Origin of the sequence: Streptomyces marinisediminis, from assembly GCF_026262575.1 — a bacterium.
In the GTDB taxonomy this organism is placed as follows: Bacteria; Actinomycetota; Actinomycetes; order Streptomycetales; family Streptomycetaceae; genus Streptomyces; species Streptomyces marinisediminis.
In genome coordinates this window covers 34,921-47,249 of the sequence record NZ_JAPKFL010000012.1, presented here as the reverse complement: position 1 = coordinate 47,249, position 12,329 = coordinate 34,921, and the positions used below count along the sequence as shown (strand labels likewise).

At 73.4% G+C, this 12,329-nt stretch carries 13 protein-coding genes; 9 read left to right on the top strand and 4 right to left on the bottom strand.

Going from position 1 to position 12,329, the window contains the following annotated elements:
* The first annotated feature begins 44 nt into the window (after positions 1–44).
* Complete coding sequence (locus OSB71_RS11875) at positions 45–815, top strand: tRNA-dependent cyclodipeptide synthase (protein WP_265947338.1); 771 nt, start codon at positions 45–47, stop codon at positions 813–815.
* A complete protein-coding gene (locus tag OSB71_RS11870; protein WP_265947336.1) occupies positions 812–2,035 on the top strand; it encodes a cytochrome P450 in 1,224 nt (407 codons plus the stop codon). Before OSB71_RS11875 ends, OSB71_RS11870 begins: the two co-directional genes overlap by 4 nt.
* A 160-nt stretch (positions 2,036–2,195) precedes the next feature.
* Here OSB71_RS11870 and sodN read toward each other — a convergent pair whose 3' ends face one another.
* On the bottom strand, positions 2,196–2,591 hold the full coding sequence (sodN, locus tag OSB71_RS11865) for a superoxide dismutase, Ni (RefSeq protein ID WP_265947334.1): 396 nt from the start codon (positions 2,589–2,591) through the stop codon (positions 2,196–2,198).
* Between sodN and sodX the strand changes: the two genes are divergently transcribed.
* Positions 2,590–3,117: a nickel-type superoxide dismutase maturation protease gene (gene sodX, locus OSB71_RS11860; RefSeq protein WP_265947332.1), complete on the top strand. Its 528-nt coding sequence runs from the start codon at positions 2,590–2,592 to the stop codon at positions 3,115–3,117. The two genes, sodN and sodX, sit on opposite strands and share 2 nt — an antisense overlap.
* On the opposite strand, the gene OSB71_RS11855 is transcribed toward sodX, so the two are convergent.
* Entirely contained in the window at positions 3,039–3,650 is a 612-nt protein-coding gene (locus OSB71_RS11855; protein WP_265947330.1) for a CGNR zinc finger domain-containing protein, read from the bottom strand. The two genes, sodX and OSB71_RS11855, sit on opposite strands and share 79 nt — an antisense overlap.
* Before the next feature lie 89 nt (positions 3,651–3,739).
* Between OSB71_RS11855 and OSB71_RS11850 the strand changes: the two genes are divergently transcribed.
* Positions 3,740–4,513 carry a class I SAM-dependent methyltransferase gene (locus tag OSB71_RS11850; protein ID WP_265947328.1) on the top strand — a complete coding sequence of 258 codons (774 nt, stop codon included), beginning with the start codon at positions 3,740–3,742 and terminating at the stop codon, positions 4,511–4,513.
* A gap of 133 nt (positions 4,514–4,646) precedes the next feature.
* Here the strand turns inward: OSB71_RS11850 and OSB71_RS11845 are convergent, their stop codons facing one another.
* Positions 4,647–5,843 carry an NAD(P)-dependent malic enzyme gene (locus OSB71_RS11845; RefSeq protein WP_265947326.1) on the bottom strand — a complete coding sequence of 399 codons (1,197 nt, stop codon included), beginning with the start codon at positions 5,841–5,843 and terminating at the stop codon, positions 4,647–4,649.
* 555 nt (positions 5,844–6,398) lie between these two features.
* Here OSB71_RS11845 and OSB71_RS11840 point away from each other — a divergent pair.
* The 5 genes from OSB71_RS11840 (at position 6,399) to OSB71_RS11820 (ending at position 11,167) form a co-directional block, all read left to right on the top strand.
* Positions 6,399–7,349 carry an ABC transporter substrate-binding protein gene (locus OSB71_RS11840; RefSeq protein WP_265947324.1) on the top strand — a complete coding sequence of 317 codons (951 nt, stop codon included), beginning with the start codon at positions 6,399–6,401 and terminating at the stop codon, positions 7,347–7,349.
* 457 nt (positions 7,350–7,806) lie between these two features.
* Positions 7,807–8,706, top strand: a complete 900-nt coding sequence (locus OSB71_RS11835; protein WP_265947530.1) for an amino acid ABC transporter permease — start codon at positions 7,807–7,809, stop codon at positions 8,704–8,706.
* Positions 8,703–9,482 (top strand): amino acid ABC transporter ATP-binding protein, encoded by a 780-nt coding sequence (locus tag OSB71_RS11830; protein ID WP_323055279.1) that lies wholly within the window; start codon positions 8,703–8,705, stop codon positions 9,480–9,482. Before OSB71_RS11835 ends, OSB71_RS11830 begins: the two co-directional genes overlap by 4 nt.
* Before the next feature lie 128 nt (positions 9,483–9,610).
* A complete protein-coding gene (locus tag OSB71_RS11825) occupies positions 9,611–10,573 on the top strand; it encodes a zinc-binding dehydrogenase (RefSeq protein ID WP_265947322.1) in 963 nt (320 codons plus the stop codon).
* 354 nt (positions 10,574–10,927) lie between these two features.
* Positions 10,928–11,167, top strand: coding sequence for a GNAT family N-acetyltransferase (locus tag OSB71_RS11820; RefSeq protein ID WP_265947320.1), 240 nt, complete (start codon positions 10,928–10,930; stop codon positions 11,165–11,167).
* A gap of 1 nt (position 11,168) precedes the next feature.
* Here the strand turns inward: OSB71_RS11820 and OSB71_RS11815 are convergent, their stop codons facing one another.
* On the bottom strand, positions 11,169–12,329 hold the full coding sequence (locus tag OSB71_RS11815; RefSeq protein ID WP_265947318.1) for a PadR family transcriptional regulator: 1,161 nt from the start codon (positions 12,327–12,329) through the stop codon (positions 11,169–11,171).

Here is a 12,329-nt window from a genome sequence, read left to right as displayed (position 1 = left end):
GGCGCGCCGCCCGCCGCAGGCCCGACCACCAGAGGGGAAACGGCATGAGGGACATCGCGGGCACGAGGGTTCCGGCGGACTTCGCCATCGAGCCCTACACCGACAACTGCCGGGCCGTCTGCGCTCAGGGGGAGCACGTCCTGATCGGGGTCAGCCCCGGCAACAGCTACTTCAGCGAGGAGCGGCTCGCCGCGCTGCTGCGGTGGAGCACCGCACTCTTCCGCACCGTCGACGTCATCGTCCCCGACGTTTCGGTCATGCACACCTACCGCGCCCTGGGCGACGACTCCGAACGCGCCTGGAGCCGGGCCCGGAGCCAGACCCGCCGGATCTCCCGACGGGTCGCGCGGGCCTGGGAGACCCTCGGCGTGCCGGGCGACGACAGGCCCGTGCTGACGGTGTCGCAGTTCGCGGACCACCCCCGCTACCGGGTGCTGCGGGAGCGGTTCGAGCGGGCGGTCGAGCGCGACCCCGAGGTGCGCACGGTGTTCCTGGCGGCCAGCCGCCGGGCGCTGGCGCCCCGGCTGAAGGGCGGCGCCCCCACCCTCGCGCAGCAGGAGGAGAACATGCGCTACCTGCTGGCGGAGCTGCCCCTGTGTACCGACGCCCCGGGCATCCTGGGCGTGCCCAGCTCGGTCAACATCTACCACCAGGTCATCCCCTTCATCCCGCTGGTCTTCTCCTCCCCGGCGCTGCGGGCCTCCGCCCGGCAGGCGTTCGCCGTGGTCCGGCCCGCACAGGCCGAGGGGCGGCCGGCGGAACGGGACGGGCGGCCGGTCGGGTCGGCGGCGGGTGGCGGGGAGACGGGCGCGTGACCGCCGAGCCCGTGCCCGCGTTCCCCTTCGACGACTGGGGCCCCGTCCTCTCGCCCGCGTACGCGGAGCTGCGGGACGCCGGGGAGCCCGCCCACCGGGTGCGCACCGTCACCGGCGACCTCGCCTGGCTCGTCACCCGGCACGACGTGGCCCGCACGGTGCTGGGCGACCCGCGCTTCAGCCTGGCCGCCGCGCTGGAGCCCGACGCGCCGCGCCAGGAACCGGTGCGGCCGCGCGCGGAGAACGCCCGCGGCGACGGCATGGCCACCCTCACCGAAGCGGGCCTGCGCGGCCTGCTCGCGGACGCCCTCAACCCCCGCGGCGTCCGCGCCCACCGGGCGTGGACCCAACGGGTGGCCCGCGACCTGCTGACCCGGCTTGTGGCGGACGGGCCGCCGGGGGACCTGCGCAGCGGGCTGACCGGGCCGCTGACGTTCGCGGCGGCGTGCCGGGTGCTGCTGGGCGACCTGTCGCCGCGCGAGGGCGAGCGGCTCAACGCCTGGTGCGACACCGTGCTGGTCTGGCGAGGGCGGCCTCGGTCGGAGATCCAGGCCGCGCTGAACGACCTGTACGCCTTCTTCCTGCGGCGCGCCCCCGAGCTGGCCGCGGGGCCGGGGGACAGCGTCGTGGCCAGGGCCGCGCGGGCCCGCACCGGCGACGGGGCGCGGCTCGGCGACCACGGGCTCGCCGAGGTCGCCACCATGATGCTCGTCGCGGGCTACCGCACCGCGGCCAGCTTCGTCGCCAACGCCCTGGTCACGGTGGTCTCCGAGCCCGGGGCGCTGCCGGCCGTGCGGAGGTCGGCGGCCGGTGGGCCGGCCGTCGTCGAGGAGCTGCTGCGGCACACCCTCATGTCGACCGGCGGCGTGAAGCGGGTGGCCACCGAGGACGTGCGCCTGGGCGGGCTGACGGTCCGGGCGGGGGAGTGCGTGCTCGTCTCGCTGGAGGCCGCCAACCACGACCCGCGCGCCTACCCCCGCGCCGACCGCTTCGAGCCCGGGCGCTTCGCCGCCGACGGACGGCCCCGCCCGCACCTGGGCTTCGGGCACGGCGTCCACCGCTGCCCGGGCAACGCCCTGGCGCGGATGCAGCTCGCCGTCGTCGTGGCGGAGCTGGCCGCGCTGGAGAAGCCCCTGCGCCTGACCGTCCCGCCCGACCGGCTGCCCTGGCGCGCCGACGTCGCCTTCCGCATCCCGGAGGCCATCCCCGTCACCTGGTGAGCGCGCCCGCCCCCGCCGTCCGGGGAGTCCCCGGCGGCGGGGGCGCAGACGCCGACACCCGGCCCGCGGCCGCCGTCGCGCGGCCGCGGACCGGGTGCGGGGTGACGCGGTGCCCCGGCGGACCCGGCGTGGTGCGGGTCCGGCGGGGAGCGGGGCCGGGTCAGCCCTGCTTGGTCTCCCAGAAGATCTTGTCGATCTGGGCGATGTAGTCCAGGGCCTTCTGGCCCGTGGCCGGGTCGGTGGAGCCCTTGGCCGCGGAGAGCGCCTTGAGGGTGTCGTTCACCAACTGGTGCAGCTCCGGGTACTTCTCGAAGTGCGGCGGCTTGAAGTAGTCGCTCCAGAGCACCGAGACGTGGTGCTTGGCGAGCTCCGCGCGCTCCTCCTTGATGGTGGTGGCACGAGCCCGGTAGTGCGGGTCCTCGTTGGCCTGGTACTTCTCCTGGATGGCCTTGACGGACTCCGCCTCGATGCGGGCCTGGGCCGGGTCGTAGACGCCGCACGGCAGGTCGCAGTGGGCGCTGACCTTCACCGTCGGGGCGAACAGGCGGGAAAGCATGAAGCTGGGCCTCCTCGTGATCGTCTTCTCTCGTGCGAGATTACTCCCTGAAGGCGTCGTTTTCTCGCGGGGCCCCGGGGGATTAGGGCGAAAGTCCGAGTGCGCCGCCGGGGCGTTCGGAGGATGGACCGGAAGGGCGGCAAGAGACGTGGGACGGATCGGACTCGCGGAGGTGTCGAACCCGTCGATGGTGCCGACGCTGTGGCCGGGGGACCGGCTGCTGCTGCGGTACGGGGCGCCGGTGCGCCCGGGGCACGTCGTCGTGCTGCGCCACCCGTTCCAGCACGACCTGCTGATCGTCAAGCGGGTCGTCGGGCGCCGCGACGGCGGCTGGTGGGTGCGCGGGGACAACCGTCACGCGTCCAACGACAGCCGGGAGTTCGGGGCGGTCCCCGACGCGCTCGTGGTCGCCCGGGCGGCGCTGCGGCTGCGGCCCCGGCCGGCCGGTCAGCGCTCCCCGCGCCCGCTGGCGCGCTGGGCGCTCTCGGCGGTGCGGCCGCTCCCCAGGCGCTTGCGGGCCCGGTAGGCGGCGACGTTGGCGCGGGTGGCGCACCGGTCCGAGCAGTAGCGCCGGGAGCGGTTGGTCGAGGTGTCCAGGTAGACGTTGCGGCACGGTTCGGCCTGGCAGACCCCGAGCCGGTCCACCCCGAGGTCGGTGAGGCTGAACGCCAGCCCCATCGCGGCGATGGCGGCGTAGCCGGCCCCGGCGGTGGCGGCGCTGTCGGCCAGGTGCATGTGCCACTTGGGGTTGCCGTCGGCGTCGCGGTACTCGTGCCCGGCGATCTGGGGGCTGCACGGGTACTCCATGAGCAGCGCGTTGAGCAGGTCCACGGCGCGCACCTCGTCGGCCTCGGCGGCGGCCGCGAAGACGGCGCGCAGCCGGGTGCGGACCCCGCGCAGCCGGGTCACGTCGGCCTCGACGGCCCGGGCCGCCTGCCGGGCGTTCGCGCCGAAGAGGGCGCGCACGGCCTCCAGGGTGGTCAGCGTGTCCTGGCCGCGCAGCGGCTCCTCGGTGTTCACGAGCCGCACGGCGTAGTCCGCGTAATAGGTCAGTTCCACTTGTGGTCCTTACGGCTCGGCAGTAGGGTGAGGTCCGTATTCGGTAAGGGCTGACTCTCGTGACAGCCTATTACGCAGGGAGGGTAACCGTGACGGACACCGCCGCAGGCACCGACTGGCAGACCTGGCAGCGCTCCTGGGACCGGCAGCAGGAGTGGTACCTGCCCGACCGCGAGGAGCGCTTCGCCGTCATGCTGGACACCGTGGAGGCGCTCGTCGGCCCCCGCCCCCGCGTGCTGGACCTGGCCTGCGGCACCGGCAGCATCTCCGACCGCACGCTCACCCGCTTCCCCGAAGCGCGCTGCACCGGCGCCGACCTGGACCCGGCGCTGCTCACCATCGCGCGCGGCACCTTCGCCGGCGACGACCGGGTGGAGTTCGTCAGCGTCGACCTGCGCCGGCCCGACTGGACCGAGCGGCTGCCGCACCCGTCCTACGACGCCGTGCTCACCGCCACCGCGCTGCACTGGCTGCGCACCGACGAGCTGTCCGCGCTCTACGGGCAGCTCGCCGGCCTCGTGCGGGAGGGCGGGGTGTTCCTCAACGCGGACCACATGCCCGACGCCGCCACGCCGCGCCTCAACGCGGCCCTGCACGCCCGCGACAAGGCGCGGCGCGAGCGGGAGAAGGCCGCCGGAGCGCAGGACTGGGCGCAGTGGTGGCAGGCGGCCGCGGCCGACCCCACGCTCGCCGACGCCGTCGCCGAACGCGACCGCATCTTCGGCTCCCCGGCCGAGGACCACAGCGACGGGGAGATCCAGGCCCCGGGCTGGCACGCCCGCGCACTGCGCGAGGCGGGCTTCGCGGAGGCCCGCACGGTGTGGGCCTCGCCCTCCGACGCGGTGGTCGCCGCGCTGCGGTGACCGCGCCGCGGTGGCCGCGCCCGAGGCGCGGACGGGAGACGTCCGGGGGCCGGGACGCACGCGTCCCGGCCCCCGGACGTCTCCCTCGCGGGCGGCGTCCGGCCCGGCGGTGGCCGCCGTCGCCGCGCCCGGGTCAGCGGCGGGCGACGCCCTCCAGGCGGGCGGCGGCGGCGACGGCGGCGGTCACGGCCGGGGCCACGCGCTCGTCGAAGGGGGAGGGGATGACGCGGTCGGCGCTCAGCTCGTCGGCGACCACCGCGGCCAGCGCCTCGGCGGCGGCCAGCTTCATGCCCTCGGTGATGCTCGTCGCGCGGACCTGCATCGCGCCGGCGAAGACGCCGGGGAAGGCGAGCACGTTGTTGATCTGGTTCGGGTAGTCGCTGCGCCCGGTGGCCACCACGGCGGCGTACTTGTGCGCGACGTCCGGGTGGATCTCCGGAGTGGGATTGGCCATGGCGAAGACGAACGCGCCCGGTGCCATCCGGGCGACCGCCGGCTCGGGCACCGTGCCGCCGCTGACGCCGATGAAGACGTTGGCGCCGTCCATCGCCGCGTCGAGCGTGCCCGAGAGCCCCGACCGGTTGGTGTAGCCGGCCAGTTCGCGCTTGACCGGGTTCAGGTCCGTCCGGTCCGCCGAGACGATGCCCTTGCGGTCGCAGACGGTGACGTCGCCGATGCCGGCTTCGAGGAGGATCTTGGCGATCGCCACACCGGCCGCACCGGCCCCGGAGATCACCGCGCGCAGGGTCGCGAGGTCGGCGCCGGTCAGCCGGGCCGCGTTGCGCAGCGCGGCCAGGGTGACGATGGCGGTGCCGTGCTGGTCGTCGTGGAAGACCGGGATGTCCAGCCGCTGCTTGAGCCGCTCCTCGATCTCGAAGCAGCGCGGGGCGGAGATGTCCTCCAGGTTGACGCCGCCGAAGGAGGGCGCGAGCCGCACCACGGTGTCGACGATCTCGTCCGTGTCCTGGGTGTCCAGCGCGATCGGCACGGCGTCCACGCCGCCGAACTGCTTGAACAGGATGGCCTTGCCCTCCATCACCGGCAGGGAGGCCTCCGGGCCGATGTCGCCCAGCCCGAGGACCGCGCTGCCGTCCGTGACCACGGCGACCACCTGCGACTTCCAGGTGTAGTCGTGCACCAGCTCGGGCTTCTCCGCGATGGCGCTGCACACCTTTGCCACGCCCGGCGTGTAGGCGAGGGAAAGGTCGGCGGTGTCCCGCACGGGGACGGTCGCCCGCACCGCCATCTTGCCGCCGCGATGCAGCGCGAAGGCCGGATCGATCGCGTCTTCGGCCAGCTCTCCCTGCGGATTGACGATCTCCGCTGCCACTGTTGACCCCTTATTCCGAATAAACTGCCGAGGGTACCGCTGCCTGGTGAGGCGCGGGCGGAACCGCGTCCGTGTTCCGTCGGGCGGTCGCCACCGTTCAGGAGGGAGGTACGGACGCCGGACGCGCCGCACACGCGCCCTGGGTCCCCGGGTGAGGGGTGTAACAGCCCTTTGTACCTGATGACGGTGACCGCCACGAGTCGCTTTCCCCGTCTTAGCAGCGGCATGGGTACGCCGGGTGAACGGCCCGGCCGAGCATAACCGAGAAAACCGGACGAAAAACTCCCGGTGAGACGGCCCGGTGAGAGCCCGGTGACCGACGGGGCGCGGGGACGCGTGAGGAAGCTCTCAGTGGTCTGAGAAAGCTCGCGATCCGCTCGATCAGGTGCGCGGGGCGTCCGCTTCCCGATCGCCGTTATCCGATTTTGATATGCGTGGCTCCACCAGACGCCTGTCCGGATGGCAAGATTCCTCGCATTACGCAGGGCCGCGTCCCCCGACGACGTGCTTCGCTGCCTGACGGACACCCCCTCACCCCTCGCAGGAGGACCCCTCATGACCGCACGCTTCACCCGACGTCACTCCGCCCGCCGCCGCCTCGGCGCGGCCGGAGCCATCGCGGTCACGGGTGCCCTGCTGCTCACCGGCTGCGGTGACCAGACGGACGGCGCCGAGGGCGGTGGCGACTCCGTCGAGCAGGAGAAGAAGGAGAACGCCGCTCCCCTCTTCGACGCGCTGCCCAAGGAGATACAGGACGCCGGGGTCATCAACGTCGGCTCCGACATCGCCTACCCGCCGATCGAGTTCTTCGAGGGCGAGGAGCTCAAGGGCATCGACCCGGGGCTGGCCGAGGCCATGAGCGAGCAGCTCGGCGTCGAGCTGAAGTTCCACGACGCCACCTTCGACCAGTTGGTGATCGGCCTCAACTCCGACCGCTACGACATCGTCATGTCGGCCATGACCGACACCAAGGAGCGCCAGGAGGGCCAGAGCGCGGACGCGGAGGGCGGCGCGGACTTCGTCGACTACTTCAAGGCCGGCTCCGCCCTCCTCGTCGAGAAGGGGAACCCGGAGAAGATCCAGTCCCTGGAGGACCTGTGCGGCCTGACGGTCGCGGCCCAGCGCGGCACCGCGAACGAGGAGCTGCTCAAGCAGCAGAGTGAGCAGTGCGGCGACGACGAGATCAAGTCGTTCATCGCCGACAAGGACACCGACTCGGTCACGCAGCTCCAGACCGGCCGCGTGCAGGCCGTCATCACCGACTTCCCCGTCGCGATCTACAACGAGAAGACCGGCGGTGGCGGCGACCGCTTCGAGGTCGTCGGCGACCAGATCGACGCCGCGCCCTACGGCATCGCCGTCAGCAAGGACGACACCGAGCTGCGCGACGCCATCCAGCAGGCCGTGCAGGCGATCATCGACAACGGTGAGTACGCCGAGGTCCTCAAGGAGTGGAACGCCGAGGCGGGGGCCGTCGAGGAGGCCACCGTCAACGCGGGCGAGTAACGCCGACCGGCCGCCCCACCCGCACTCCACCTGAGGCAAGACTCCTGTGAGCGAACCACGCGACAAGCCCGACCAGTCCCGGCAGGCCGACCCGGCCGACCGGTCCGACCGGGCCGAAGAAGCCCAGAACGCCGAAAGCGCCGAAAGCGCCGAAAGCGCCAAGAACGCCGAGAACGCTGAGAACAAAACCGGCACCACCCAGCCGGCCAGGACTGACCCACCGGCCGCGGCCACCGGGAGTGGCGCGGACGGGAAGACCCGCGCGGCCGGTAAGCCCGCCACGGCCAAGCCCGCCACGGCCAAGGCCGGCGCGGCCAAGGCCGGCGCGGCCAAGGCCGGTGCGGCCGACAAGAGCGCGGCCACCAAGAGCAACGCCGCCACCGACTCCGAGAGCGCGGCCAGCGCGGCCAGCGGGGCGGGCGCTGCCGGGCCCGGGGGCACGGAACCGGACGGGCCGGTGCCGCCGGCGGCGATCAAGGCCATCCCGGTGCGCCACTACGGCCGCTGGATCGGAGCCGCGATCGTCCTCGCCCTCGTCGGCGCGATCGCGCTGGGCTTCGCGAACGGCGATATCGCCTGGGACGTGGTCGGCAAGCGGCTGACGGACGGCACCTTCGTCTCGCCGGCCTGGGAGACGCTGAAGATCAGCGTCTACTCGATGATCATCGGCGTGGTCCTGGGCACCGTGCTGGCGGTCATGCGGCTGTCGTCCAACCCCGTGCTGGCGGCCGTCTCCTGGGCCTACCTGTGGTTCTTCCGCGGCACGCCCGTCATCGTCCAACTGCTGCTGTGGTTCAACCTGTCGCTCGTCTTCCAGTACGTCGACCTGGGGCCGATCTACCGCAACGAGATGAACGACGTCATGACGCCGTTCGTCGCCGCGCTCCTCGCGCTCGGTCTCAACGAGGCCGCCTACATGGCCGAGATCAGCCGCGCGGGCATCCAGTCCGTCGACCGGGGCCAGACCGAGGCGGCCCACGCGCTGGGCATGAACAGCACGAAGACGATGGTGCGCATCGTGCTCCCGCAGGCCATGCGGGTGATCATCCCGCCGACGGGCAACGAGTACATCAACATGCTCAAGACCTCGTCGCTGGCGTTCGTCATCGGCTACGCCGAGCTGTTCTACGTCAGCAAGAACATCGGCTCCACCACCTTGACGGTCATGGAGATGTTCATCGTCGTCTCCGTCTGGTACCTGCTGCTGACCACCGTGTTCAGCATCGGCCAGTACTACCTGGAACGGCACTTCGCCAAGGGCGCCGACCGCGCGCTGCCGCCCACGCCGCTGCAGCGCCTGCGCGCGGGCCTGTCCACCTCCCGTACGCCGAGCAAGGTGGGAGGCACCACCGCATGAGCAGCAGCGACACCGCCCAGCCGATGGTGAAGGCCGAGCAGGTCCACAAGTCCTTCGGGCCCGTGGAGGTGCTCAAGGGCATCGACCTGGAGGTCGCGCCGAAGGAGGTGTTCTGCCTCGTGGGCCCGTCCGGCTCCGGCAAGTCCACCTTCCTGCGGTGCATCAACCACCTGGAGAAGATCAACGCCGGCCGGCTCTACGTCGACGGGGAGCTCGTCGGCTACCGGCAGAAGGGCGACCGCCTCTACGAGCTGCGCGAGCGCGAGGTGGCCGCGCAGCGGCGGGACATCGGCATGGTGTTCCAGCGCTTCAACCTCTTCCCGCACATGACGGCGGTGGAGAACGTCATGGAGGCGCCGGTCCAGGTCAAGCGCGAGTCGAAGGCCGTGGCCCGGGCGCGGGCCGAGAAGCTCCTGGACCGCGTGGGTCTCGGCGACAAGATGCGCAACTACCCGGCCCAGCTCTCCGGCGGGCAGCAGCAGCGCGTGGCCATCGCGCGGGCGCTGGCCATGGAGCCGAAGCTGATGCTGTTCGACGAGCCCACCTCGGCGCTCGACCCCGAGCTCGTCGGCGAGGTGCTCGACGTCATGCGCGACCTGGCCGACGACGGCATGACGATGATCGTCGTCACCCACGAGATGGGCTTCGCCCGCGAAGTGGGGGACTCGCTCGTCTTCATGGACGGCGGCGTCGTCGTCGAGTCCGGACACCCGCGCGAGGTCCTGACCGACCCGCAGCACGAGCGCACCAAGTCCTTCCTGTCCAAAGTCCTCTAGCGCGGCGGACGTCGAGGCCCGAGGGGGCGGCACGGCGGTGGCCGGGCCGCCCCCCGCCGCGGGTGCGCGGCGCGTGTCACAGGGCCGGGCGGTTCCCCGACGGGCCCCTGCGGCGTAGCTTGAGGATCATGTTTGCTGCCTACGCCGCCCGCATGGACCCGGAACAGCCGCTGACCGGCCTCGAACTCGGCGACCGCCCCGAGCCGGACGTGCCGCCGGGCTGGACGACCGTGGACGTCAAGGCCGCCTCCCTGAACCACCACGACCTGTGGACGCTGCGCGGCGTGGGGCTCGGCGAGGAGGCGCTGCCGATGATCCTCGGCTGCGACGCCGCCGGGGTGGACGCGGACGGCAACGAGGTCGTCGTCTACCCGGTCATCGGGCTCAGCGGGCACGGTGTGGGGCCGCGCGAGCCGCGCACGATCCTCACCGAGAAGTACCAGGGCACCTTCGCCGAGCGCGTGGCCGTGCCGCAGTGGAACGTGCTGCCCAAGCCGAAGGAGCTGAGCTTCGAAGAGGCGGCCTGCCTGTCCACCGCCTGGCTGACGGCCTACCGGATGCTCTTCACCAACGCCGGAGTGCGCCCCGGCGACAGCGTGCTCGTGCAGGGCGCGGGCGGTGGCGTGGCGACGGCCGCCATCGTGCTCGGTGCGGCGGCGGGCCTGCGGGTGTTCGCCACCAGCCGGGACGAGGCCAAGCGCCGACGCGCCCTGGAGCTGGGCGCGGAGGCGGTGTGCGAGCCGGGCGCCCGCCTGCCGCAGCGGGTGGACGCGGTGATCGAGACGGTGGGTGCGGCCACCTGGTCCCACTCGGTGAAGTCGCTCAAGCCGGGCGGCGCGCTCGTCATCTCCGGGGCCACCAGCGGGCCCAACCCCGCGTCCGCGGAGCTCAACCGCATCTTCTTCCTGGAGCTGAAGGTCGTCGGCTCCACCATGGGCACCAAGGACGAGCTGGCCGGGCTGCTGGACTTCTGCGCGGCCAAGGGCGTCCGCCCGGTCATCGACTCCACCCTCCCGCTGGACCGGGCGCGCGAGGGCTTCGAGAAGATGGCCTCGGGCGACCTGTTCGGCAAGGTCGTCCTGACGGTCTGACCGGATAACGCTCTGACGGTCTGATGTTCTGACGGTCTGGTGTGCCGGGGGCCTGGTGTTTCGGCGGTCTGGTGTGCCGGCGGTCTGACGGCGGTGGGGGCGGGGGAGCGGAACGGTGGAGTGGCAGGTCGGGCCGGCGCCCGTGGACGGAGCCGAGGCGCGAGAGGTGCTGCGCGCCTCCTGCGCCGACATCGTGGGCCGGTACCACGGGCGCGCCACCACCGCCGTGGAGGTCGCCGCGGCGATGGCGGGAGAGCCCAGCGACGCCCTGGCCCCGCCGCACGGCCGTTTCCTCCTGGCCCGGTACCGGGGCGGGCGGCGGGGTGCGCCGGAGTCCGGCTGCTGGAACCCGGCGTGGCGGAGCTGGCCCGCGTCTACGTACGGGGCGCGCTGCGGGGTACCGGCGGCGGCGCGGCGGTGGCGACCGCCGCCGAGGAGACCGCCCGGGAGTTGGGTGCCGGTGTGATGCGCCTGGACACCCGGGCGGACCTCGTGGAAGCCCGCGCCCTGTACGCGGCGCGCGGCTACCACGAGATCCCCGCCTACCACGACGGCCCCCACGCCGACCACTTCCTCGAGAAGCGGCTGCGCTGACTCAGCGCGGCGGGCGCAGCAGGACGCCGATGTGCGCCGCGGCCGTCGACAGGTGGCGGCGGACCTCCCGCACCTGCTCCCCGGTGACGCCGTGGTCCCGCGCGGCGTCCCGTATGTCGTCCCGGAAGCGGTCCAGCAGGCGTTCCAGGACCCGGGCGGCGTCGGCGTCGGCGTCGGCGGGCCCCGCATCGGCCGCCCACGCCGGCGCCGGTGCCTCGTCAGGCCGGGATCCGGTGCGCGGATCTCGGGACTCGAAGGCACCGGCCCCGGGTGCCCCGGCCTCCGGCGCCGCGTTCCCGGGGGCTCCGGGCCCGGGGGCTCCGGGCTCGGGCGCCCCCGGCCCCGGTGCCCCGGGCTCTCGGGCTCCGGGCTCGGGCGTCCCGTTGCCGGGCGCATCCGGGCCGGGGGCCTTGGTGGAGCGGCCCGCGGTGAAGGGGGGCGACCACGCGGCGGTGTGGGCGGACAGGCGACCGCCCAGCGAGCCCATCTCCTTGGCCAGCTCCGCCATGCCCTCGCGCACCGCGCCCTGCCAGTCGCCCGCCTGCGCGCGGGCTGAGACCTGGTCCTGCACCTGCCGGGCGATCCGGTGGACCTCCTCCTGCGCGGCGCGCTGGGCGTCGTGCCGGGCCCGGCGGGCCTCCTCCTGCGCCGCCCGGCTCTCCTCCCGGGCCTTCCGGCTCTCGGCCTTCGCCCGGCGGGCCTGCTCCTTCCACTCCCGGGTGGCCTCCCGCCACAGGTCGGACCCCTCGGTGCCGAAGGCTCCCGGCCCGGTGTCGCGGGTGCGCTCGGCGGCCTCGCGCATCTCGCGCCGCAGGTCGCTGGCCGAGCCGCGGACGTCCTCCCGGATCTCGTTGGCCAGGGCCGTCAGGGAGTCGTGGATCTCCTGCTCCAGATCGGTGAGTTCGCCCTGGCGGCCGGCCAGTTCGCCGCGGCCCCGGTCGGTGATGGAGTACACCTTGCGGCCCCCCTCGGTGGTGTGGCTCACCAGCCCCTCGGCCTCCAGCTTGGCCAGCCGCGGGTAGACGGTGCCGGCCGAGGGGGCGTAGAGGCCCTGGAAGCGTTCCTCCAGCAGCCGGATCACCTCGTACCCGTGCCGGGGTGCCTCCGCGAGCAGCTTCAGCAGGTACAGGCGCAGGCGGCCGTGGGCGAAGACGGGGGGCAT